Annotated in this window: 20 protein-coding genes; 9 read left to right on the forward strand and 11 right to left on the reverse strand. The window is 41.8% G+C overall.

What is annotated here, in order from left to right:
• Positions 1-25: 25 nt before the first annotated feature.
• Complete coding sequence (locus AC5JP1_RS04310) at positions 26-1,726, forward strand: AMP-binding protein (protein ID WP_443524065.1); 1,701 nt, start codon at positions 26-28, stop codon at positions 1,724-1,726.
• 98 nt (positions 1,727-1,824) lie between these two features.
• On the opposite strand, the gene AC5JP1_RS04315 is transcribed toward AC5JP1_RS04310, so the two are convergent.
• The 5 genes from AC5JP1_RS04315 to sohB all read right to left on the reverse strand — a co-directional run bounded on the left by AC5JP1_RS04315 (position 1,825) and on the right by sohB (position 7,563).
• A complete protein-coding gene (locus AC5JP1_RS04315) occupies positions 1,825-2,694 on the reverse strand; it encodes an SDR family oxidoreductase (RefSeq protein ID WP_319050374.1) in 870 nt (289 codons plus the stop codon).
• 143 nt (positions 2,695-2,837) lie between these two features.
• Complete coding sequence (locus AC5JP1_RS04320) at positions 2,838-3,602, reverse strand: histidine phosphatase family protein (protein WP_493843277.1); 765 nt, start codon at positions 3,600-3,602, stop codon at positions 2,838-2,840.
• A 37-nt stretch (positions 3,603-3,639) separates the two neighbouring features.
• On the reverse strand, positions 3,640-4,881 hold the full coding sequence (locus tag AC5JP1_RS04325) for a phosphotransferase family protein (protein ID WP_493843278.1): 1,242 nt from the start codon (positions 4,879-4,881) through the stop codon (positions 3,640-3,642).
• 183 nt (positions 4,882-5,064) lie between these two features.
• Complete coding sequence (locus AC5JP1_RS04330; RefSeq protein ID WP_493844430.1) at positions 5,065-6,312, reverse strand: acyl-CoA dehydrogenase family protein; 1,248 nt, start codon at positions 6,310-6,312, stop codon at positions 5,065-5,067.
• Positions 6,313-6,582: 270 nt separating this feature from the next.
• Entirely contained in the window at positions 6,583-7,563 is a 981-nt protein-coding gene (gene sohB / locus AC5JP1_RS04335) for a protease SohB (RefSeq protein WP_493843279.1), read from the reverse strand.
• 374 nt (positions 7,564-7,937) lie between these two features.
• On the opposite strand from sohB, the gene aspS reads away from it, so the two are divergent.
• The 4 genes from aspS (at position 7,938) to AC5JP1_RS04355 (ending at position 12,652) form a co-directional block, all read left to right on the forward strand.
• Positions 7,938-9,764, forward strand: a complete 1,827-nt coding sequence (gene aspS / locus AC5JP1_RS04340; RefSeq protein WP_443524817.1) for an aspartate--tRNA ligase — start codon at positions 7,938-7,940, stop codon at positions 9,762-9,764.
• 67 nt (positions 9,765-9,831) lie between these two features.
• Entirely contained in the window at positions 9,832-10,785 is a 954-nt protein-coding gene (locus AC5JP1_RS04345) for a lysophospholipid acyltransferase family protein (RefSeq protein WP_493843280.1), read from the forward strand.
• Between the two features lie 156 nt (positions 10,786-10,941).
• Positions 10,942-11,742 carry a glycosyltransferase gene (locus tag AC5JP1_RS04350; protein WP_493843281.1) on the forward strand — a complete coding sequence of 267 codons (801 nt, stop codon included), beginning with the start codon at positions 10,942-10,944 and terminating at the stop codon, positions 11,740-11,742.
• Positions 11,743-11,794: 52 nt separating this feature from the next.
• Positions 11,795-12,652 (forward strand): WaaZ-like lipopolysaccharide core biosynthesis protein, encoded by an 858-nt coding sequence (locus AC5JP1_RS04355; protein WP_493843282.1) that lies wholly within the window; start codon positions 11,795-11,797, stop codon positions 12,650-12,652.
• Positions 12,653-12,660: 8 nt separating this feature from the next.
• Here AC5JP1_RS04355 and AC5JP1_RS04360 read toward each other — a convergent pair whose 3' ends face one another.
• Entirely contained in the window at positions 12,661-13,788 is a 1,128-nt protein-coding gene (locus AC5JP1_RS04360; RefSeq protein WP_493843283.1) for a glycosyltransferase, read from the reverse strand.
• 312 nt (positions 13,789-14,100) lie between these two features.
• Here AC5JP1_RS04360 and AC5JP1_RS04365 point away from each other — a divergent pair, with 312 nt between their 5' ends.
• The 4 genes from AC5JP1_RS04365 (at position 14,101) to AC5JP1_RS04380 (ending at position 18,243) form a co-directional block, all read left to right on the forward strand.
• Positions 14,101-15,102, forward strand: a complete 1,002-nt coding sequence (locus tag AC5JP1_RS04365; protein ID WP_493843284.1) for a capsular polysaccharide biosynthesis protein — start codon at positions 14,101-14,103, stop codon at positions 15,100-15,102.
• Positions 15,103-15,212: 110 nt separating this feature from the next.
• On the forward strand, positions 15,213-16,379 hold the full coding sequence (locus AC5JP1_RS04370) for a nucleotide sugar dehydrogenase (protein ID WP_493843285.1): 1,167 nt from the start codon (positions 15,213-15,215) through the stop codon (positions 16,377-16,379).
• Complete coding sequence (locus tag AC5JP1_RS04375) at positions 16,379-17,392, forward strand: NAD-dependent epimerase (RefSeq protein ID WP_493843286.1); 1,014 nt, start codon at positions 16,379-16,381, stop codon at positions 17,390-17,392. The genes AC5JP1_RS04370 and AC5JP1_RS04375 overlap by 1 nt, the downstream gene beginning before the upstream one ends.
• Positions 17,393-17,475: 83 nt before the next feature.
• Positions 17,476-18,243: a hypothetical protein gene (locus AC5JP1_RS04380; RefSeq protein WP_493843287.1), complete on the forward strand. Its 768-nt coding sequence runs from the start codon at positions 17,476-17,478 to the stop codon at positions 18,241-18,243.
• A 70-nt stretch (positions 18,244-18,313) separates the two neighbouring features.
• On the opposite strand, the gene AC5JP1_RS04385 is transcribed toward AC5JP1_RS04380, so the two are convergent.
• The 5 genes from AC5JP1_RS04385 to AC5JP1_RS04405 form a co-directional block, all read right to left on the reverse strand.
• The gene (locus AC5JP1_RS04385) at positions 18,314-19,423 is read right to left on the reverse strand and encodes a glycosyltransferase (protein ID WP_493843288.1); all 1,110 of its coding nucleotides are present in this window, start codon (positions 19,421-19,423) and stop codon (positions 18,314-18,316) included.
• 65 nt (positions 19,424-19,488) lie between these two features.
• A complete protein-coding gene (locus tag AC5JP1_RS04390; protein WP_493843289.1) occupies positions 19,489-20,568 on the reverse strand; it encodes a glycosyltransferase in 1,080 nt (359 codons plus the stop codon).
• Between the two features lie 64 nt (positions 20,569-20,632).
• Positions 20,633-21,499 carry a glycosyltransferase gene (locus AC5JP1_RS04395; protein WP_493843290.1) on the reverse strand — a complete coding sequence of 289 codons (867 nt, stop codon included), beginning with the start codon at positions 21,497-21,499 and terminating at the stop codon, positions 20,633-20,635.
• A gap of 95 nt (positions 21,500-21,594) precedes the next feature.
• Positions 21,595-22,431: a glycosyl transferase gene (locus AC5JP1_RS04400; RefSeq protein WP_493843291.1), complete on the reverse strand. Its 837-nt coding sequence runs from the start codon at positions 22,429-22,431 to the stop codon at positions 21,595-21,597.
• 106 nt (positions 22,432-22,537) lie between these two features.
• Complete coding sequence (locus AC5JP1_RS04405) at positions 22,538-23,467, reverse strand: branched-chain amino acid transaminase (protein ID WP_493843292.1); 930 nt, start codon at positions 23,465-23,467, stop codon at positions 22,538-22,540.
• Positions 23,468-23,753 lie beyond the last annotated feature (286 nt).

Genomic DNA, 23,753 nt, shown 5'->3' on the forward strand with positions numbered 1-23,753 from the left:
TTATCTTAATTTAAGGACGCTAGGCATGACAGTAGATAAACCTTGGCTTGCTCAATACCCAGACAATGTACCCAAGACTATTAATCCTGACCAATATGAAAGCCTCATAGAGCTATATGAAGAGTGCTTTAACCGTTTTCGTATGCATCCTATGACTATTTGTATGGGTGTTACTCATACTTATGGTGACGTTGATAAGGCATCACTTGCAGTGGCGGCATGGTTACAAGCTCAAGGCCTACCTAAAGGCAGCGTTGTGGCACTTATGATGCCAAACGTACCACAGTATCTACCAACTATGATTGGCATCTTACGCGCAGGTTACGTTTGCACCCCTGTCAACCCCTTATATACTGGCCGTGAGCTGCGTCATCAACTAAATGACTCTGGTGCTCAGGTTATTTTTGTCGTCGACAACTTCGCTCAAGCGCTAGAGCAAGTCATTGAAGAGACTAATATCAAGCGTATTGTCCTCTCAAAAATGGGCGATATGATGGGCTTGAAAGGTATTTTGGTAAATACCGTTATCCGTCAGGTGAAACGCTTAGTACCTAAATACAACCTTAACGATCCTAAGTACCATGTTACCAAATTTCCTGAAGTGCTTAAGAAAGGTAAGAACCTCCCTATTCAAGCACCTAAAGCCACCATGCAGCAAAAAGCTATCTTGCAATATACTGGTGGAACAACAGGGTTATCTAAAGGTGCCGTGCTGACTCAGCGTAACGTCGTCGCTGCTGCTATGCAATCAGAAGCATGGTATCGTCCAGTTACCTCAGATATCAATGAGGTATATATAAATATGGTGATGGCATTGCCGCTATATCATATTTTTGCATTCATGCTTAGCTTGCTTGGTATGCGTTCAGGTTATACCTTTGTGCTGATACCTAACCCACGTGATATGCCAGGGTTTATCAAAACGTTATCAAAACAACCATTCCATATTTTCCCTGCTGTAAATACCTTGTTTAAAGGTTTGCTTGATCAGCCAAACTTCAAAGATTTGGACTTTAGCTCATTGCGTATCACGCAAGCCGGTGGTATGGCAGCAACAGAACAAACGGCAGCACGCTGGTTAGAAGTGACTGGCTGCCCGATGGTTGAAGGTTGGGGTATGACTGAAGGTGTTGCAGCTGGTACCGCAAACGTCATTACTGATCGCAAGTTCAACGGTACAATCGGTATACCAGTTCCGAGCGTTGACATCATCGTGGTTGATGATAATGGCAAACGTGTTGGATTGAATCAAGCTGGTGAGATGTGCATTAAAGGTCCTAACATTACTTCCGGTTATTTCAACAAAGACAATACGAACGATTTTACCAGCGATGGTTATTTCCGTACTGGCGATATCATTAGCATGGACGAAAAAGGCTATATCACCTTGCTGGATCGCAAAAAAGACATGATTCTAGTATCAGGGTTCAACGTGTTTCCTAATGAGATTGAAGCGGTCATGCTTGATTGCGACGGTATTGTCGACTGTGCTGTCATTGGCATTCCTGATGATCATCAAGGTGAAGCCGTTAAGATTTATATCGTACCTGCAGACAACAATGTCACTAAAGAGGATATTAAAGAGTTTGCATTGGATAATTTGACCGGTTACAAATGCCCGCGTCATATTGAGTTTGTCAGCGAACTACCAAAAAGCAATGTGGGTAAGGTACTACGTCAAAAGCTGCGTGAGCAGCATATTGCAGACAACCCACAAACACTATAGTACTCATACTATGATTTTTGGATAAATACAAAACAGCCTACTATCATAATAGTGGGCTGCTTTGTTTGTCATATCTAATATTTTGCCATTTTACTCTATTAGCTTAATTTACTCATTACTTGCAACGGCAAATGTTTCATCGCATGACTGACCATTGACCACGGTAGACTTGGTACACAGGCTTCATCTACTTCCGCTTCAATCGCTGCCACAATCGCTTTGGTACCAGTATCTGCATCGACCTCGAATGGCAATGGCTTGGAGCCCTCGTTGATCTCTGTACGGATATACCCTGGATAGATAGTAGATACTTTGATGGGCAATTTGGTCAATAGCATATCCGCGCGAATACCTTCTGCTAAGTGAGCCAAGCCAGCCTTGCTCGCGCCATAGGTAGTTAGATGTCTAGGCAGTCCGCGCATGGCTGACATACTTGATATCACTACTAAGTGTCCACTGTTTTGGGCACGAAAGATGCTCATTGCCGCTTCACACTGTGCCAATGCTGCCACAAAGTTGATATCTGCAGTACGGCGATTGGTCTCGAAATGCCCTTGACCAATTCGGCGACTGTCACCAATGCCAGCATTGACTACTACGCGCTCAATACTACCGAAGTCCTCTGTAAAAGCCGCAAATACTTGGAAAATCGCATCGTAGTCACTGACATCTAAAGCACGATACTCAATACGGATATCAGGGTATTGCGCCGTTAGCTCTGACTTTAGCTGCTCTAAACGATCCGTACGGCGCGCACATATTGCCAGGTTATACCCTAATTTGGCAAAAAGTCTCGCCATCCCCTCGCCTAAACCTGAGCTTGCCCCTGTGATAAGTACCGTTTTACCCTTGCCTACTTGCTGCCTGTTCAGACCTTTTAAGTAACGTGCAGGTTGAACCGCACCGACTAACTGGTTTTTACTATTGCGGGCACTTTTGGCAACCAAATTTATCAATTTATTTTGCATATACAGTCCTTTGAATATCAGTAATGAATAGCGTTAACGTCATGTCCGCTTGTATCAGTGCATCTTATCAGTACAGACGGTGTACTTCACGCACAAACAATGTACTTCCTTTATATATACACAACGCCGTATCACTAACAAGTTTATCGCCATGTCACAAACGGCTTACCTTCAGAGAACAAATGGCTATATTCATTTAAAGACAGCAAGCGAGTACTCTGTTTTTTTAGAGTGATCGAGGTCACACCTGTATTAACCAAGCTTTTATTTAACTGGTAGGCTGTCTGGCTACCTTGACGTAACAACTGCGCAGTGATTGCAGCAATAACACCGCCTGACGTAAATACAAGTACTGTGCTGTCCTGATCTAAGCTCATATTTGCTATTTTTGCACGTACTTGCTCAAGCGCTTGCTGTGCACGCTCATTAAACTGTGGCCAACTTTCAACATAATCTTGATCATTGTTACCACCGTGCCAGCGCTGCATTGCCTGATCGAATAATTCTGCCAGTCGCGTGGCTGGTGATTCCGCTTTAGCAATTTCAGCTGAGATATCGGCTCGATTACTGAGTCCGTCAGTTGACTTAATAAAGACGTCCTTGTGATTAAACTCATCGAATTGTGGCACAATATAGCTATTAGGCTGATCAAAATCGATTGCTGGCATCATTGGTTTGCCATCGCCATTATTGGTACAAACAAAGGGCTGATAGCCCTCCCAAAAATGGCGTGCTGAATCTTGCTGGCGAACCAAATTACCAGTGAATATTGCATCTATACGGCGCTGCGTTGCAGCGTAGTGCTGACCTAGCATTTTTGCTTGAATACTACCTAACTCTGAAAGTTGATCGTAGTTTTCTTGACCAAAAGAAGCCTGGCCGTGACGGGCTAAAAGTATGGTTGTCATAACTTACTACCTTTTATCATATTTACCAAAGTACAGTTTATTCAGGAGAGCGAGGTGATTTTGCAAAATACCCCTTTGGTAAAATACTTTTAACAACCTTTTGTACAGGGCTCGGCAGCTGCTCGATAGTAGCAGCATCTACCCCTCTGTCTTCTAAATGCGGCTGAACGTGTGTATTGAACAGCGCTTCGCCTTCATATTGCGCGATCAGTTTGAGACACTTGGCGTGCATGACGTGTATAGCAAGCCATGCATTTTTGAATGCTGGATTGGTGGTTTGTTTGTGATAGTAGCGATAGTAGATTTGCTGAATAATACCTGATAGACGGAATAGACCGAATACTTCATAAAAGGTCCAGTTATCTATCTTGAGTCCAGATTTTTCTAGATAATAAGCAACCACTTCATCACGCGTCATCATGCCTTCTAAGTGAGTTGGCTGCCGACGGAACTGCTGCATAACAATATTGTCATCTTCTTCAATCCAGTAGGCCAATGCACTACCCAAATCCATTAATGGGTCACCAAGGGTTGCCATCTCCCAATCAAGTACACCAATCACCTTGGTCGGCTCATCCGCATCGAGTATGACATTGTCAAAACGCCAGTCATTGTGAATAATGCACGTTTTGCTATCCGCAGGTGTGTGTTTTTTAAGCCACTGTCTGACCAATGCAAAGCTCGGTACGTTAGGTGTTTTTGCTTTGACGTAACGTTTATCCCAGCCACTAATTTGGCGCTCGCAATAACCATCACCGCGTCCTAAATCGACCAAATCAGGATGCTCTGTATAGTCTATCTGGTGTAGCTCTACCAACGCATCTAAAACATTGGTACAAAGCAGACGAGTTTGGGCAGGGTCCAGCTCAACGCCTTTTGGTAAGTTGGCTCGAGGAATGATACCTTCCATACGCTCCATCACATAGAAATCAGCACCAATGACATTGTCATCAGTGCATAATGCAACCATTTCAGGTACATAAGGATAAGCGTCTTTCAATGCCTTTTGAACTGTATGCTCACGTACCATGTCATGAGCAGATTTTGCTTTGGTACCTTTTGGTGGACGGCGTAAGATAAGATCCTGGTTTTTACCTTCACCTTCATATTGTAATCGATACGTCCAGTTTGACGCCCCGCCAGAGAACTGAGTAACTTTAGGCTCGCCTACGACCTCGACACCCTGACTGCGAAGCCATTCGCTCACTGCTGTAGCATCAAGCTCTTCACCTTCACGTACGGCACCGCCTTTATCAAGTACTTTATTATCAGTTGCCATGAGACATTCCTTATCGTGTGATCATGTATTTTTATAGCCAGTAGTCAACTATTTAATAGCAATGAGCTACTGTTAGTGATGAAAAATTCACTACTAAATCGTTAATAGTGAATTTTCAATTTTTTTATTTTCGGCAATAGTGGTATGAGCAACTTCAGGTTTACTCATACCTATTGATGAGTCTTAACCTTTGTCAGATTTAGAACGACTAAAACCTTGACGTTTTAGCTCTAGCTTGGCAATCATCGTTTGGTGTACTTCATCAGGGCCATCTGCGAGGCGTAATACACGAGCTTGGGCATAGAACCCTGGTAGCATCGTGTCTTGACATACACCCATGCCACCATGAATTTGAATCGCCATGTCGACCACTTCTTGTAGTACAGTTGGCGCGACTACTTTAATAGCAGAGATTTCAGTCAATGCCGCTTTGGTACCTTGGGCGTCCATTTTTTGCGCCGCGTAAAGGGTTAGCAAGCGTGCTTGATCAATCTTGATACGGGCATCGCTGATACGCTCAAAGTTGCCGCCCAATTGTAGTAATGGCTTACCAAAAGCGGTACGTGACATGCCGCGCTTAACAGCCAATTCTAGTGATTTTTCAGCCGCACCGATACAACGCATGCAATGGTGAATACGTCCTGGTCCTAGGCGGCCTTGTGCAATCTCAAAACCTTTGCCTGGTCCACCGATAAAGTGACTGACTGGCACACGTACATTCTCAAAGCTAATTTCACCATGACCATGTGGCGCATCATAATCACCGAATACTTTGAGCATGCGCTTGATCTTAACACCCGCAGTATTGACTGGAACTAATACCATCGAATGCTGATGATGGCGACCGGCAGTTTCGTCAGCGGTATATGCCATAACAATCAAGATATCAACTGCAGGATCACCAAGACCCGATGACCACCATTTACTACCGTTGATAACGATTTCATCACCATCAACCACAGCAGTGGCTTGCATATTGGTGGCATCACTTGACGCCACATCAGGCTCAGTCATACAAAAGACAGAACGCGTCTCACCTTCTAACAACGGGGTGAGCCATTTGTCTTGCTGCTCTTGTGTACCATAACGCCATAGTAGCTCCATGTTACCGCTATCAGGCGCATTGCAGTTAAATACATGTGGCGCGAGCAAACTACGACCAGTCAGCTCTGCAATAGGCGCATAATCAGTAACCGAAAGCCCTGCACCTAAAGTATCATCTGGCAAGAACAGGTTCCACAATCCTTCCTCACGCGCTTGTTTGCGTAAGTTGTCATAGGCTTCTGGCCATTCCCAGTTCTCCCAGTTACCGTCAGGGTTTTTCTTATGACACTCTTCCCAGAACTGGGCTTCGATGGGTTCAATATGCGTTTCAATGAACGCTTTGACTTTGGCATGCATGGCTTGACCATGTTCTGTTGCGGTAAACATTAAATTGTCGTTAGACATAAATGACTTCCTTTTCTTTATTGATTGTCTAAATCGAGTTTTGATAAAAAGCGCTGTTAGACCTTTAGCGCAAGCTTTAGTGTACGGACGTATACTGTTTTTAGTATGCTACATTTATAACACAGCAATTATGAATAAACAGCAAAAAGGCGCGACCAGCTAGGACACGCCTTTTACAAAATACAAACAATGCGTAGTTAAGAGTAAAGCGACTAAAACACTAACTATTAGACATCATAATGATATCTAACACTATTTTAAGATATTCAGACGACTATTTAACTCAAAACGTGCTAATGCATCCGGTAATTTATCCACTGCAATGCTAAGGGTTGCTTCGGCAGCTTGTGCCAGACCCAGCTTCTCTGCAAGCGTTGGCTTTTGGCGTGAATGCAATGAATATACTTCACTGTTTTCCATACGCTCCAAAATATAGCTATCAGAGGTCTGCAAGCTATCAACGAGGTTGAGCTTCAACGCGTCTTCGCCATACCAGTGCTCACCTGTGGCTACTTTGGCAACATCCAACTCTGGGCGGTAAGCATTAACGAAATGCTTAAATAGCTCGTGCGTCTGCTCTAGCTCTTCTTGATACTTAGCACGATCTTCGGCGTCATTTTCCCCAAACACAGTCACCGTACGTTTGTAGTCGCCAGCGGTAAACATTTCATAATCGACGTCGTGATTTTTGAGCCATTTGTGAAAATTTGGCAATTGTGATACCACGCCAATTGAGCCAATAATCGCAAATGGTGCTGCCACGACATTGTCTGCCACACACGCCATCATATAGCCGCCGCTCGCTGCCACTTTATCAACACATACTGTCAGCTTTAGACCAGCGTCCTTTAAGCGCACCAATTGCGCGGCTGCCAGACCATAACCATGCACCAAACCGCCGCCTGACTCAAGACGTACGATCACTTCATCGCCTTTATTAGCTGTACTGATAAGGGTACTAATTTCTTCACGTAAATGATTGACGGCAGTGGCTTTGATGTCACCGTCAAAGTCGAGTACAAAAACTTGTGACGCAGTGTCAGTATTTTTTTTCTGCTTTTTGCTTTTTGTCTTTAGAGCTTGCTTGGCTTTTTTTGCCATTGCTTTTTTGAATGCTTTAAGCGCGGCTTTGCCCTGGGTCGCTTCCATCAAATCTTCGCGACGCTGTTTTTGGGCTTCATTTAGATGTCTTACTTTTAGCTCAACCGGGTTTTTAGGGGGATGAAATAGCATGATTACAAATCCTCAAGTCAGTAGATATATCAATATAGATGTTTTTATTCAGGTGCGGTTGATATGCGCACGCTTGTTGGTGTTTTCAAGCAAAATGACAATATTTAACCTAATCTAGATATCGCTCAATGAATACAGCCGATACCGGTGCATGGCTGCACTTTGATTGAACTCAGCCGGTTGTATAACAAGGGCATATTAGGCATAATATGCGTTTATATCAAATTTTCTGCAGCCAACGTGATGACCCTTTGTCTTGATCGCGTTGTTTGTGTGTTTTTTTTGCAAATCGCTTGAAACACACAGCAATGGCTGCATTACTGTATTTCGAATTGGGCTGATAACTGGATAACTATATTATGACGCAAAGCACTATGACGCATAGCGAATACCGAGACGAATATTGCGGAGCCGTAACCGAGAGCTTACTTGAGCAAACCATTAGCATCGTAGGTTGGGTACATCGTCGTCGCGATCACGGTGGTGTGATTTTCTTAGACATGCGTGACCGCGCTGGTATCTTGCAGGTCGTGGTCGACCCTGACACACCAGAAGCTTTCGCAACCGCTGATGCGGTACGTCCTGAATACGTACTAAAAATCACTGGCCGCGTACGTCGTCGTTATGAAGGTACTGAAAATAATAATATGACCAGTGGCCAGATCGAGCTATTGGGCAAAGAAATTGAAGTATTGGCTAAATCTGAAACACCGCCATTCCCATTGAATGACGAAAAAACCACGGTATCAGAAGACTTGCGTCTAAAGTATCGCTATCTTGATATGCGTCGTCCGCAAATGCAAGAGCGTATGGTGTTCCGTGCCAAGGCAACTTCAGCAATTCGTCGCTACTTAGACGATCATGGTTTCTTGGATGTCGAGACGCCTATTTTGACTCGTGCAACGCCTGAAGGTGCGCGTGATTATCTCGTACCATCACGTACGCGTCCTGGTAACTTCTTTGCCCTGCCGCAGTCACCACAGCTATTTAAGCAATTATTAATGGTGTCAGGTTTTGACCGTTATTATCAAATCGCTAAATGCTTCCGTGATGAAGACTTACGTGCTGATCGTCAGCCTGAATTTACTCAGGTGGATATCGAGACGTCTTTCTTAAACGAAGAAGAGATCATGAACATCAACGAAGGTCTGATCAAGCATTTGTTCAAGACCATGATGGACGTTGAGTTTGAGCAGTTCCCTCGCATGACTTATGCTGAAGCAATGCGCGACTATGCATCAGACAAGCCTGATTTACGTATTCCATTGAAACTGGTCGACGTTGCAGACTTGATGAAAGACGTTGATTTCAAAGTATTCGCTGGCCCTGCTAACGATCCTAAAGGTCGCGTTGCTGCCCTACGTATCCCTGGCGGTGCTTCATTGAGCCGTAAGCAAATCGATGCTTATACCAAGTTTGTTGGTATCTATGGCGCACGCGGTTTGGCTTATATCAAAGTCAATGATGCAAGTAGCATCAACAATGGCGTAGATAAAGAGTCTGGCCTACAGTCTCCGATCATCAAAAACATGACTGATGATGTGCTTGTTAGCTTAATTGAGCGTACTGCTGCAGAAGATGGTGATATTATCTTCTTTGGTGCAGATAAAGCCAGTGTCGTGAACGACGCAATCGGCGCATTACGCCAAAAAATCGGTCTTGACCTTGAGATGGTAACCTGTGAGTGGGCGCCGCTTTGGGTGACTGACTTCCCAATGTTCGAAGAAACTGACAACGGTCAATGGACGTCAATGCATCATCCATTTACTAAGCCTAAAGGCTCAGTTGAAGAGTTGAAAAACAACCCAGAAGCTGCGCTTTCTATCGCTTATGACATGGTATTGAATGGTACAGAAGTTGGCGGTGGTAGCTTGCGTATCAATACTTACGATATGCAGCAAGCTGTCCTTGATGCTTTAGGTATCGGCGAGCAAGAAGCAGAAGACAAATTTGGCTTCTTGCTTGATGCATTGAAATTTGGTGCACCGCCGCATGGTGGCTTGGCTTTCGGTTTGGATCGCTTGATTATGCTTATGGTAGGTGCAGACTCTATCCGTGACGTGATTGCCTTCCCAAAAACCAAAACTGCTGAATGCCCACTAACCCAAGCACCTGCTGAAGTTGATAGCAAACAGTTACGTGATCTTGGTATCCGTGTGCGTGAAAAAGCACAGGCTGATGCCAACAAACCTGCTCAATAAAACCTTTGATGATGCGTAGTTGCTATCTACCGTGCTTGTTACGTGATTCATTGCCATGTGAGTGGTTATGAATCCGTATCATATTTTCAAATTCGTGCCACTGTCTGTACTGCAGATGCTGGCACGTTTTGTCGCTTGGGTTATCGTTAAGATACCTAATCTAAGTATCATGCGCACCATTCGTATCAATATGGCGCTGATTACTGATACCTTGTCTGAGCAGCAAAAGCGCGCACTAACTAAAGACATCATCTACCATCAATGTTTGACCAGTATCGAATCTATCAAAAGCTGGGCTATGCCACCTGAATGGAGCATTGCTCAAATTTGTGATGTCCATAATAAAGACATTCTATTAGAAGGGCTTGCCAATCCCAATGGCATGCTTGCCATCGTACCCCATCTTGGTACCTGGGAGATAATGAACGCCTGGCTCAATCAGTTTGGTTCGCCAACTATTATGTACAAGCCCGTAGAAGGCAGATTCGCTAATGAGTTTATCTTGCAAGGTCGTGCGCGTCTTAATGCCACGTTGGTACCTACCGATGGTAGCGGCGTAAAAGCCGTCTTTAAAACACTCAAGCAAGGGGGGTTTAGTATTGTACTGCCAGACCATGTCCCAGATCCCTCTGGCGGCGTTGTCGTGCCCTTCTTTGGCATTGAAACATTAACCAGCACCCTTGCCTCAAAATTGGCGAGTAAAACCAAATGCGCCTTAGTTGGCCTCGCATGTATTCGCCGTACTGATGGACGCGGTTTTGATATTTACTGCTATCAGCTCGATGACTCTGCTTTATACGACCGTAATGCTGAAGTGGCGACTCACGCGCTCAATCAGGCTATGGAGCATATGATCAACGAACACTGCAGTCATTATATGTGGGGCTACCGACGGTTTAAACGCATACCAAATCTAGGCAACCCTTACCGAAAGGATAAGGCAAAACTAGCAGCCTTTATTCAAGCACATCATGCTATTGCTGACCTTTCGAACAATGATCTCAACGATTCTCAGCGATAGCACCGAGCTTAATAAGCGCTAGCAACAACCGTGCTATCATGTAGTGATTTAGACATATCATCAATCACAGTTATGCTAATATTGCCTAACTTTCAAATTCTTTTCTTTTTTATTGATCCTATATTCACTTTATTATTATCTCATCACGAGTGTATTATGACATCTGACGTAACCAAAGCCGCACCTACAGACCCAGCGCAGCGCAATAGCGACACTACTGAACAGCGTTATATTATTTGTATGAAATGGGGCGATAAATATGGTCCTGAATACGTCAATCGTCTTTACAACATGGTAAACCGTCATCTGACACTAGATTTTCAAATGGTTTGCTTGACCGATGACAGTACAGGTATCGATCCTGCGATTGCTTGTTACCCCATACCTGAGATGGATTTGCCCGCAGGTCCTGAACGTGGCTGGAAAAAGCTCACGACCTTTAAGCCTGAGCTGTATGATTTAAAAGGTGTGGCACTATTTTTGGATATTGACATCGTCATTGTTGATAATATCGATGCTTTTTTTACTTATGCAGCAAAGCATGAAGATAGTGTGGTCATCATTCGCGATTGGAAAAAACCATGGCGTATGATTGGTAATAGCTCTGTCTATCGTTTCAATATTGGTATGAACACCTACCCTGATCTATTAGCAAACTTTGAGCGAAATTTTGAGACCATTCGCACTCAAGTACGTCATGAACAGGCCTACTTGTCTAACTACCTGCGTGAGCATCATCATCTAGAGTATTGGGATAAAACCTGGTGTGTGAGTTTTAAATACCAATGTATCGCGCCCATTCCGTTTAACTTTGTACGAGCGCCCACACTACCTGACGATGCAAAGATTGTTATATTCCATGGCGAGATTAATCCACCAGACGCCATTGCTGGTAGCGGCGGCAAATGGTATCGGCATGTGAAGCCAAGTCCTTGGTTAAAAGAACACTGGCAGTAAACGTTTAGTCATTAAAATATCAAATAATTGAGGTCAACTACTGGAAAATGGTATGGCGTTGTATTTAAGATTACCGGCTACTGCTAGTTTCAATATTGATAACGAGCTCGTCGTTATCAATGCTTTTAATGCTAATGAAGCAGAGCAAAGTTTGCTTGAAAAAGACGTCAATATTATCGCCTCAGGCCCATCAATACAGCAGCTGGTATTGTCAGATTTATCAGACACGCCAACTATTTTTGTAAACGGCAGTATCAGCCTTACCGCAGAGCATGATTTCAATAATATTGTCGGCTATGTTATCAGTGATGCCCGCTTTATCAATCATCAACCTGAAATTCTATGGCAGCATTATACGGGTCAACCTTTGTACGCGACATTGGCTGTCTTTGAAGCAATGGCAACCACTCACCCGGACATCATGCGCACTTACCATCATGCCATGCGGGTATTGTACCCAGTAGATAGACCGTGGGGAGTTAAGTCAAATAAGCTATCATTCAATAAGCTTATATTTAAGAAAAAACGACTGAATAAAAAAACGCCATTGTCTTACTTTATAAATCATCCAAACTTTGTTATTGCGAGCACTCATAGCGCTGCTGAAATTGGCGTTTCTCTTAATGTCACTCATGGATTTGTCGAGGCAGGTACCGTTGCTTATGTCGCCACCCAACTGGCTTTTTCTCGTCTTGCAGCTACTATTCATCTATACGGTATTGACTTACTCAATAGTGATCAACCGCGTTTTTATGAAAATGATGGCAACAGTGCGCCAAGTACATTGAGTAAAGTTATGAGCGAGCGCATTGTACCCTCGTTTAATTTACTGGGTAGAGCGTACAGAGCACATGGGGTTGCTGTTATCAATCATTCACCCGTCTCCAAAGATTTGTTTGATGGTCTATAATCTTTTTTCTAACTTTCATTACCTAGTAAATTCGACATGAGACCAAATTCCAAATATTGCTGCGCGATATGTTTTGGCAATAGTTGCTCATTTAACGGCACGATATAACGTATAAGATTGTCTACCGCTTGATCGATAAGTATGGCTAATCCTTCAATGTCTCCGACAGCTATCAAGTTTCTAGTTGGTAACAGCTCCCTTGGACCAAAAGGACAGTCGGTACTGATCACGGGTACACCAAGTGCTTGCGCTTCGACAATAACATAGCCAAAACCTTCGAACTTAGAGGTGACTAACATCAATGCCGCTGACGCAATCAGAGGATAAGGATTGGTCTGAAAACCCAAAAACCTAACATGGTTATTAATATTAAGCTCAACTGCTAACGCCTTAATCTCTGTTTCAAGCGTGCCTTTACCCACCAGTACTAGCGGCAGCTTCTGCGCCGTCTGTGCATAGGCCTGTAATAGCTCGCGATGCCCCTTCATAGTGTCAAATGAGGCAACATGAATCATATACTGTTTATGCGTTAAACCAAATGCTTCAATATGTGATGTTTGCGATGATTTGCTTTTGATCCAAGCAGCGTCGCAAGGATTATAGATTGTTGTGGTAGCAGTCACTTCTCCTAAAAGCGAGACTAAGTCTTTACGTGCACCTTCACTGACGCAGCTACAAGGGTGTGTACCATACACCATTCTTAAATGATTAAGAGTCTGCACTGGTGTGTCTAATAACTGGTGCTCGAACTGTTTAGATAGCGCTGTATGTAGCACATCTACGACATTTGGCAATCGGCTATACGTCATGATCCAGTTCAATTTATAAATGTTAACCAAGGTTAGATTTGGTGTTCCTATTTGACTAAGCACATAATTGTCAATACGCGTAGCAACTTTCTTATAAGCCTGTGCCTGTTTGGAATCTGGATCAAGATTTTGCTCAATGAACACTTCATCGTATGGTACGACATGATAGTGAATACCAGCATCCAACGGCATATCCTGCGTCCCTTCCAGACATAGTATATGTACGTTATAGCCCATCTGTACATAAGTACTCGCTAGCGTAGTAACCATACGCTCAGCACCGCGACCTTCAAGTGCTTTTAGAATAAATAAAATAATGGGTGGCATGCGTGTCTCAGCTTAGCTTGGTAAGCGTATTAGTATGATTGATTGACCAAATAAGTGTATCAATAGCCATATTTATTGCAGCATTCTGGCTTTATATGCTAGTCTCATCTACCTTTGCCCTCCTAATTTTACTGAATCAAGTATAGGCGTAACTGGTCTGCCTGCCCATAGCAAACTTGTGATAAACATTGTTCTTATAAATTGATGAAGCCTTGGTAACACTGATATCAGTAAATATCGTAGCTGAGCTAACGTCACTACTAAAAATAATAGCATTTTGATAAAATGCATTCCCAAAAGGTAGGATCTATTATGAAGCAGTTTAATGAAAAAGTAGTAGACGTTGTCATCGCTTGGGTGGATGGCGCAGATCCTATCCTCAAACAAAAAAGAGAGCATTATAAGTCAGGTAAGGCAGTAGCGTCAGATGCGACATCTGCGACGCGTTTCGCAAGCGACGATGAGATATATTATAATATTGCCTCTATCATCAAATATATGCCTTTTTGCCGTCATATCTATATTGTCACCGATGAACAGAAACCTGCATTTATCGATGAGTTTGCCAAGCAGAATATCTGCTCGACAGATAAAATACGTATCGTCGATCATAAAGAAATATTTTCAGGTTATGAGCAGTTTTTGCCTACGTTTAATACTCGGTCAATTGAGACAATGATATGGAATATCGAAGGGCTATCTGACTATTTTATTTATATGAATGATGATTTCTTTTTTAACCAGCCTGTGACGATAGATGATTTCTTAGATGGTAACCACCTGATCATTCACGGTCAGTGGCGCAATAATGCTGTTTTGAGCGCTAAGCTTAATTTCCGAAAATCTCGCTTGAAATTATTTGGCACCCCCGTTCAACCACGCCATACTATAGCCCAAATGTTAAGTGCTAAAATATTAGGTATGGATCAATTTTTTGAGATACACCACTACCCTCATATTGTTGATAGAAATATTTTAAAAGCTCACCTGTTAAATAACCCTAAACTGCTAGAAGAACAGATAAAATATAAATTCAGGGATGTTGCACAGGTCAATCCTATAACCCTGATGAATCATCTGAAAATTCAAAAGAGTGAAGTACATTTAAAATCTGATACCTCTGTCAATTATCTAAAAAATGAGAGTAGCGTAGAAGATTTTGTTCTTGCATTAGAAGACAAAACCATCAAATATGGTTGCATTCAAAGCTTGGACCTACTCAAGCCAGATTTGCACAATAAAATCAGCCAAGCCATGACACATAAACTCACAGCTTATCTACCTACGTCTGTGGTAGCAAGCATTAATGAATAAGTCTAAAGCAGGTTAGCTCAAGCTTGAGCAGCTACCAATCTTAAACAACTATAAGAACTAGCCAATTTTGGTTTGAACCAATAAAAGCATAAACATTACTTGGATATATTATGAAAATAACAGTCGTAGGTACAGGCTACGTAGGTTTATCAAATGCAATGCTACTGGCACAGCATAATGAAGTCATCGCTGTCGATGTGGTTGCTGAAAAGATAGAGATGTTAAATACCAAGCAATCTCCTATTGAAGATGAAGATATTGAAGACTTTTTATCGCATAAAAACCTCAACTTTTCTGCGACGCTGGATGCCAGTACAGCTTACAAAGATGCTGACTTTATCATCGTTGCCACACCAACTGATTATGATACTAAGACCAACTATTTCAATACCTCCACAGTAGAAGCGGTCATTGAACAAGTACTCTTAGTCAACCAGCAAGCGACTATTATCATAAAGTCTACAGTACCAGTGGGTTATACGGCAAGTATCAGAGAACGTTACGCGACTGATCGCATTGTATTTTCACCTGAATTTTTGCGCGAAGGTAAAGCACTACATGACAACCTTTACCCTTCTCGAATCATTGTAGGTGCACAGTCTGAGCAGGCTCGCGTGTTTGCCAACCTATTGCTTGAAGGCGCAATCAAAAAGGACGTACCGCTATTATTTGTAGAATCTACCGAAGCTGAAGCGATTAAGTTATTTTCTAATACCTATCTAGCGATGCGCGTGGCTTATTTTAATGAGCTTGACACTTATGCTCAAACCTTTGGACTTGACACCAAACAAATCATCGAAGGTATCGGCTTAGACCCACGCATTGGTGATCATTATAATAACCCTTCATTTGGCTATGGCGGTTACTGTCTACCCAAAGATACCAAGCAGCTACTTGCAAATTACGATGAAGTACCAAGCAACCTGATAAAGGCTATTGTCGATTCTAATAGAACTCGCAAAGATTTTATTGCTGATAAAGTTATCGAAAGACAGCCAAAGATCGTAGGCATACATCGCTTAGTGATGAAAAGCGGGTCAGATAATTTTAGAGCGTCTGCGATCCAAGGTATCATGAAGCGTATCAAAGCAAAAGGGATTGAAGTGGTGGTTTATGAACCTGTATTAAAAGAAGACAATTTCTTCAACTCGCAGGTTATTCAGGACTTAGAAACCTTTAAATCAATGAGTGATGTGATTGTCGCCAACCGCTTATCTGATGAGATAAAAGATGTGGCGGACAAAGTATTTACTAGAGATCTATTTGGGAACGATTAATGAAAATTTTAGTCACTGGTGCGGCGGGCTTTATTGGTTTCCACTTAATCAAAGCATTATTGGAAACGGGCGTATCTGATAGCGAATATTGTATTATTGGTATCGATAATATCAATGACTATTATGATGTAGATTTAAAAAAAGAGCGTTTAAGAATATTAGGTGAGATAGCATCGCCAGACACATTTACGTTCATCAAATTAGACCTTGCTGATCGCAAAGCCATGTCTGAGCTTTTTGCCACCCATCAATTCGATACCGTTGTTAATCTGGGCGCTCAAGCAGGCGTACGCTACTCTATCGAAAACCCAAATGCCTATATCGACTCAAACGTGGTTGGATTCGTCAATATATTAGAAGGGTGCCGTCACCACGATATCAAGCACTTGATTTATGCAAGCTCGAGCTCTGTTTATGGTATGAATATCAAACAACCATTTACCACCGCTGACTGCGTTGACTTTCCTATCAGCTTGTATGCGGCTACGAAAAAATCAAACGAGCTGATGGCACATAGCTATAGTCATTTATACAATATCCCTACCACAGGTCTGCGCTTTTTTACGGTTTACGGCCCTTATGGTCGACCAGATATGGCATATTTTTCTTTTACTAAGAAAATTTTGGCGGGCGAACCCATCAACGTCTTCAATAATGGTGTTATGCAGCGTGACTTTACGTATATTGATGATATCGTCAACGGCATTATTCGTATAATCAACAAAGCGCCCTCTCCTCAGTGTTCTACTGTCACAACAGCAACCGCCCCCTACAAGATTTATAATATTGGTAACAATCAGCCAGTCACGCTGCGGCGTTTCATTACTGCTATCGAAGACGCATGTGGTAAAAAAGCGCAGGAAAACTTATTACCCATGCAAGCAGGTGATGTGCCTATTACCTATGCTGATATAGATGAGTTAGTAGAGGATATCGGCTTTAAACCTGAGACTAGTATCGAAGAGGGTATTAAACAATTTGTCGATTGGTATCAACGATATTATTCAGTTTAGATAAGCAGTGATAATCTTTCAGACTTATATTATAGAGATTAAAACGCGAGCATCTTTGTATTTTTTCAAAGGATTTTGATGACATGACTACATCTGCAAACTGGCAAAAAAAACTGCTATTACTGTTTCGAAGCGAAAAAAGACTAAATGCAGGTAAGGTTGTCAATAACTATAATGATAAAAGTTTTGATGAGATGAAAGCGACAACGATTACTGAGTCGATGTGTGATATTGAAGCGTTAACCGATGAGCGCAAAAGCACAGACTTAGAAAGTCATTTAAATAATTTGAAATATAAATCACTTGGTGAATCTGAGCTCTGCTTTTATCATAATACTCTTGTTATCTTGATACGCCGTAAATATAGGATAGCTAAAACGTTTGCTGAATTTGAGAGATTATGGGAGGTGGAAAGCGACTACTTATTAGAGCACCTCTCGCTACGCTGGATTGTTTCTGCCTGCGACACATTCATTGACCATTCAGACGATACTTGTAGAGCAGCTATCTTGATGAATGTCGTGACTCTCATGAATACTTTGCGCACTTACGAAACCAAAAACTTCCTGCAGTTGCCCGCTACTTCTGAATCTCTGCCATTGCTAACTGAAAAAACCGATATGCTTTATGCAGGTGATCTGCCTCTATACGATGGTCTTACTTATTTTCGCATCGGCACTGATGACAGCTTGAGAAACATGCGCAAACGTTATAATAAATTTCAGAAAGTCGATAAATTAGCCACTAGCATACTATTATCTGTTTTTGAGAAACTACAGCATACTGATAGTGCGTTTGCCACATTGCGAGCATTACACAGAGACGATTGGTCTAAATGGTGGTTGGATTAGGCTACCTTTTTTATACTTTTACTCAGAACCACTGCTTTCAATTTTTATCGATGCTACGACTAAGAAGAACCTAATTACTGCTTGCCATAAACTCTATATATTGTTGAGCAATATTCGTTGGTAGCAGCTCATTATCGAATGTGGACTCATACACACTAGCATCTATCATTGCCTCATCCATTTTTTCTGCTAAAGCGTCAATATCTCCTACAGGGACAAGATTGTATGATGGTAATAGCTCACTTGGACCTGATGGGCAGTCTGTACTGATGACAGGCGTGCCTAAAGCCATTGACTCAGCAATGACTCGTCCAAACCCTTCGAATATTGATGATAACACCATAAATTTTGCCTTCCGGATATAGGGATACGGATTCTTTTGAAAACCTAAAAAATGTACATGATGGTCTAGATCTAAAGAGGCAACCAACATCTTCATTTGCTCTAACAAAGCTCCCTCACCTAACAACAAAAGCGGAACCATTTTTCTTGTTTTTGCATAGCTTCTAAGTAAGACCTCATGAGCTTTTTGAGTCTTAAAACTACCGACATGAATAATATAACTATTAAACTCTGGCTCAAACTCTGACGCCGATTGCATGATCTGTATTTGGTCAATCGGGTTATATATTGTCGTGGTATTTGTAACACCTAATGTAGACTGAAAGTCTTTTTCGACTCCTTTGCTAATACATATGCAAGGATGCCGAGAATATATATTGCTTAACCTTTTCTCATTTGCTTTTTTGCCTTGGCTTCTAAACAACTCAATTTTTTTAGAAAGATTATTTCTAATTACGTGTGCAATATTAGGTAGCTTGCTGTGGCGCAAGACCATATCAGCTTTGTCTAAATTCGCAAGCGTCAGTATTGGAGTGCCAATCTCTTTGATCACGTATCTGTCTAATACTTTTGCAAAGTACCAGTGCCTCAGTTGTTTAGTAGGTATAGACTTATAGTCGTTCAAGTCAATCTGATGATAGGAAATATCATCGCTGAGTTCGTAAGATGTTTTAGATTTGAAGCGTAGAATATGGACGTCGTAACCTAACTCATGAAAACCTTGCCCAAGAGTTAAAACCGAACGTTCGGCACCCCCGCCTTGTAGGCAATTAATCACAAGTAACACTTTTTCTTTCTTATTCAGATCTTCTTTTATTTCTATAGTATTATTAATCATGTATCAGGTATTCTTAAAGATAAGTATTTCGATTTAAAAAAACAGTGATATCACTGTTTTTTCAGTTATTGCTTCTGAGTGAACTCTGCGTATTTTTCTGCTATTTTGACTGGTAGCAGCGCTTCATCAAATGGCGCACAAAATGCTTGTGGATCACTCATAGCTTGACGCATTTTTTCAGCAATGGCATCAATATCACCCATTGGCATCAAGTTACTTTCTGGCAGTAACTCACTTGGGCCTGATGGACAGTTGGTACTAATAACAGGCGTATTTAGTACGAGGGCTTCGGCAATAACCAAAGCAAAGCCTTCCCAGTCAGAGGTTAATATTTTGAATTGCGCATGCTTAATATAGGGAAAAGGGTTGTCACGAAACCCTAGAAATACCACTTTGCCTACTAAACTCAACTCTGCCACCAGCTGCTCTGTCTCAGTCTTGTGCTTGCCCTGACCTAAGAGTAATAACGGCATAGATTGATCAGTCTGTGCGTAAGCCTTTACTAAGATATCATGACGTTTTGCGTCTTTGAAACTGCCAACATGAATAATATAGTTTTGATATTCAGGAACAAAAGCATCAGCCTGCTTTTGAATACTGTCTCTATCAATTGGATTGTGGATGGCAGTGGTTGGCGTAATACGACCAAAGCTCTTGATAAAATCTTTTTGCGCGCCTTCGCTCACACACACACATGGGTGCTTTGCGTATATCTCCACCATTCTTTGCTTTAATTGTTCAGCATCGTGATTTTTATTGAACTTATAGAGTAATGATACTGTGTTATGAATAATATAAGTAATATTAGACAGCTTGCTATTACTTAGAATACTATCTGCACGATCTAGATTAGACAAAATGACGTCAGGCTGACCGATATGTTGCAGAACGTATTTATCAACAGCGCGCGCAAACACTCTATCGCGTCTTTGTGCCCCTGGTATTAATTTGTAGGGCTTAAACTTTAGGACATGATAATTAAGGTTCTGGCTCAAATCATACTGTACCAGTGGCTTGAATCTTAGAATATGTACTTCGTATCCTAATTCATAGAACCCTTGCCCCAATGTCAACACAACACGTTCCGCACCGCCGCCTTGTAAACAATTAATAACGAGTAACGCTATTTTTTTATGCTGCTTCATAAACGACAACCTATAGAATAAATCTTTGACTTTTTAAAAAGGTTTATCACTGCTTCATTAAAAACTAGCGTTTGAATAGTTTTGAGAAAAATGACTTAGAGGCATGTGGACGAGTTACCTTATTGCCAATATAACCTTGCTGAGATTTTTTAGGGAAATCACCAAAAGGCTCAACCCGATAATTATCTAAACAATATTTATTATCAAGCGCTTCATTATAATAGATATCAAAAATCTCGGACAAATCCTCTCTTGGGTGCGGCATTACCTCACCATCAAACCAATGCTCAATCCCTTCTTTTTTCACTCTTGGCAGTGCATATTTATGACTAAATTGCGTACCCATATCTGAGTAATGCAAAATCCTAATATCTTCTAATGCTAGGTCCTCACCGTCTATACAGTTGTAACTGTCTTGATAAGGCTCAATCAGTTGTGTATTTTTTTTGAAGACAGCCATCATCTCTTTATGGCTTTTAGGATCTTTCCTGAGCCTTTGTATTGGTAGAACAATACTTTTTGCAGCTTTACAATCCCATACGCACGTGCATAGTCGTGTCATATCAGCATTTGTCTTGGCAGCTACTATAGACTGCCCTTCAATAGGGTGCTGCCATAACTTTACTAGATCATCTAATATGACAACATCGGCATCCATATAGATAGCTCGTCCAGAATAATTACAGTATTCCGGAATTGCCCAGCGAAATCCTGAAAACGGCGTTGACCATTTGATGGTATTCCAACCATCACCAGTCTCAGGATTGGAATACCAATAGCTGCTAGGATCACGCGACAACTGCATCCACACTATCTCAACAGGTACACTGGTATGTTTATGAATACTATAATCTAATACCATCATCTGCTCTAGATCACAGTTATTTGGGTCACAGCCAACAAAGACTTTAATAGTATCTTCTGTGTTCATAATTTTATCCGCTTACTGGAGAGTTTGTTCTATTCTAATTTCCATTAGAATAGAACAACTCAATACTGACTTCTACTAATACAATAACGCTCAGCCTACTCTTTCCAATACTTCTCAATCCATCCTACTGGTAAAATAAAATGACGCAAATGACGTAGTGGTCTTTTTAGGTTTTTGGGCTCAGTAAGTCTTTTCAGATGGTCTTTGGCATTGTTGGCAGCATTTTTGTTGTATCTACCTTCAATAGCATGGGTTGGATACAAGTCGCCTGGGAAGATAACAATACGAGCGCCTTTAGGAATCTTTGGCTCTTTAACATAGTTAAGTGGAAACGGCTGACGGCACTTACGTCTAAAATGGGCGACCCATGCCTTTGGAAACAGTTTCACGCCACCTGGCGCATTACGAGTAACAAAACGCTGCTCAAAACGATATTCGTCAGCGATGCCTTGTGGATCTGCCTTGAACTTCTCTTGTAATGAAACAAGCGAGCCTACCTGAAATCTAAAGCAAGACGTCTGTCCCAAGCGCTCTAATGGATTACTCGGATTATAAGATAAAATAACGTCATCTGGCGCGCCATATTCAAAGAAAGGGTCAAGACTGTCTACTATAATGACATCCAAATCTACAAACAGTACTGTGCCTGTCAAATCACCTAGCTTTTCACCCCACAAACGAGATTTTGGCCATTTACCCAGTGTATTGGTTGGCATACTAACATCAAGTGGTGGTAACTCTTGACACTCAATCTCTGAACGTACATCGGTTGTATCATCTGTAAAACAAACAAAACGAAACGGCGGTGTGATATTGCGAGATACCATGCCATATAGTTTATTGGCGTAATCAGCACCGTACTTTGTGCCCCATTTGATACAAATGATTTGCTTAATGTTTTTATCATCTACTATATTAGAATCTGTTGGCATTGACTGCTCGCTTTAATCTTATGAATAAATATGATGGCTATATTAGCATAAAAAAAAGACTGAACAATTATGTTCAGCCTTTTCGGTCTTCAAAGTAGTGACATTGTTAATCAATAAAGCTTAACCAGTCCATATACTGTTCATTACGACCATGAACCACATCGAAATACAAGGTTTGTAGTTTTTCAGTGATTTCACCGCGGCCACCGTTACCAATGATGCGATCATCATATTCGCGGATAGGCGTAACTTCAGCGGCTGTACCTGTCATAAAGATTTCATCTGCTAAGTAGAACTCATCACGAGTGATACGACGCTCAACGACTTTAATTCCTAAGTCATCAGCAAACTGAATAATAGTACGACGCGTGATACCATCAAGTGCACCGCCCGCTAGATCTGGGGTATGTAACACGCCATTTTTTACCAAGAACAAGTTTTCGCCAGCACCTTGGCAAACATACCCTTGCGGATCCATTAAAATAGCTTCGTCGTAACCATTACGAGTGACTTCTTGGTTCGCCATGATAGACACAGGATAGTTGCTTGATGCTTTTGCCTTACACATGGTCACATTGGTCATATGATGTGTAAATGAAGAGGTTTTTACGCGGATACCGTTTTTGATACCTTCTTCACCAAGATAAGCACCCCAATGCCAAGCGGCAACCATAGCATTGATGCTGTTTTCACGTGAAGACAGACCAAGTTTTTCTGCACCGACCCAAATGAGTGGACGAATATACGCTTCTGCTAAGTTGTTTTGTTTGACCACATCTTTATGTGCTTGCTCTAGTGTGGCTGCATCAAAAGGCACATCCATTTGGAAGATTTTGGCTGAGCCAAGCAGACGCTCAGTATGCTCTTTTAGGCGAAAAATAGCCGTGCGATTGTCAGCCGTTTGGTAAGCGCGCACACCTTCAAACACAGCCATGCCGTAATGCAAGCTGTGTGTAAGCACATGAACTTTAGCATCTGGCTGTTCAATTATTGTGCCATTCATCCAAAGCTTGCCATCTTGTGTTGCCATATTCATTTTATAGTCCTTATGCTAGCACTGACGTCTAACTTTTTTAGGTAGGTTTTATTTAACAGTAGTGATTAACACCCTATGATAACACTGCAGTGCCTTTATTTATTGCTTAAAATCCAGCATTATTATGATAAATGGCTGACAGTGCTATGACGATGCGCGACCGATTATATCACTGGCCGTGTTGGCAAATGAAATCTTTTGGTTTGGGAGCACATGGCTTTTAATTACGCTTATCAATCATCATAGGGCCCTACAGTGTAAGCGTCTCTGTAGCTATCAGCAAGAC

It is taken from the genome of Psychrobacter sp. H29, from assembly GCF_059073055.1.

Bases quoted from the DNA above. Each gene is read 5' to 3' on its own strand.
- AC5JP1_RS04310 (WP_443524065.1), top strand. From the start codon at position 26: ATGACAGTAGATAAACCTTGGCTTGCTCAATACCCAGACAATGTACCC.
- AC5JP1_RS04315 (WP_319050374.1), bottom strand. From the start codon at position 2,694: ATGCAAAATAAATTGATAAATTTGGTTGCCAAAAGTGCCCGCAATAGT.
- AC5JP1_RS04320 (WP_493843277.1), bottom strand. From the start codon at position 3,602: ATGACAACCATACTTTTAGCCCGTCACGGCCAGGCTTCTTTTGGTCAA.
- AC5JP1_RS04325 (WP_493843278.1), bottom strand. From the start codon at position 4,881: ATGGCAACTGATAATAAAGTACTTGATAAAGGCGGTGCCGTACGTGAA.
- AC5JP1_RS04330 (WP_493844430.1), bottom strand. From the start codon at position 6,312: ATGTTTACCGCAACAGAACATGGTCAAGCCATGCATGCCAAAGTCAAA.
- sohB (WP_493843279.1), bottom strand. From the start codon at position 7,563: ATGCTATTTCATCCCCCTAAAAACCCGGTTGAGCTAAAAGTAAGACAT.
- aspS (WP_443524817.1), top strand. From the start codon at position 7,938: ATGACGCATAGCGAATACCGAGACGAATATTGCGGAGCCGTAACCGAG.
- AC5JP1_RS04345 (WP_493843280.1), top strand. From the start codon at position 9,832: ATGAATCCGTATCATATTTTCAAATTCGTGCCACTGTCTGTACTGCAG.
- AC5JP1_RS04350 (WP_493843281.1), top strand. From the start codon at position 10,942: ATGACATCTGACGTAACCAAAGCCGCACCTACAGACCCAGCGCAGCGC.
- AC5JP1_RS04355 (WP_493843282.1), top strand. From the start codon at position 11,795: ATGGCGTTGTATTTAAGATTACCGGCTACTGCTAGTTTCAATATTGAT.
- AC5JP1_RS04360 (WP_493843283.1), bottom strand. From the start codon at position 13,788: ATGCCACCCATTATTTTATTTATTCTAAAAGCACTTGAAGGTCGCGGT.
- AC5JP1_RS04365 (WP_493843284.1), top strand. From the start codon at position 14,101: ATGAAGCAGTTTAATGAAAAAGTAGTAGACGTTGTCATCGCTTGGGTG.
- AC5JP1_RS04370 (WP_493843285.1), top strand. From the start codon at position 15,213: ATGAAAATAACAGTCGTAGGTACAGGCTACGTAGGTTTATCAAATGCA.
- AC5JP1_RS04375 (WP_493843286.1), top strand. From the start codon at position 16,379: ATGAAAATTTTAGTCACTGGTGCGGCGGGCTTTATTGGTTTCCACTTA.
- AC5JP1_RS04380 (WP_493843287.1), top strand. From the start codon at position 17,476: ATGACTACATCTGCAAACTGGCAAAAAAAACTGCTATTACTGTTTCGA.
- AC5JP1_RS04385 (WP_493843288.1), bottom strand. From the start codon at position 19,423: ATGATTAATAATACTATAGAAATAAAAGAAGATCTGAATAAGAAAGAA.
- AC5JP1_RS04390 (WP_493843289.1), bottom strand. From the start codon at position 20,568: ATGAAGCAGCATAAAAAAATAGCGTTACTCGTTATTAATTGTTTACAA.
- AC5JP1_RS04395 (WP_493843290.1), bottom strand. From the start codon at position 21,499: ATGAACACAGAAGATACTATTAAAGTCTTTGTTGGCTGTGACCCAAAT.
- AC5JP1_RS04400 (WP_493843291.1), bottom strand. From the start codon at position 22,431: ATGCCAACAGATTCTAATATAGTAGATGATAAAAACATTAAGCAAATC.
- AC5JP1_RS04405 (WP_493843292.1), bottom strand. From the start codon at position 23,467: ATGAATATGGCAACACAAGATGGCAAGCTTTGGATGAATGGCACAATA.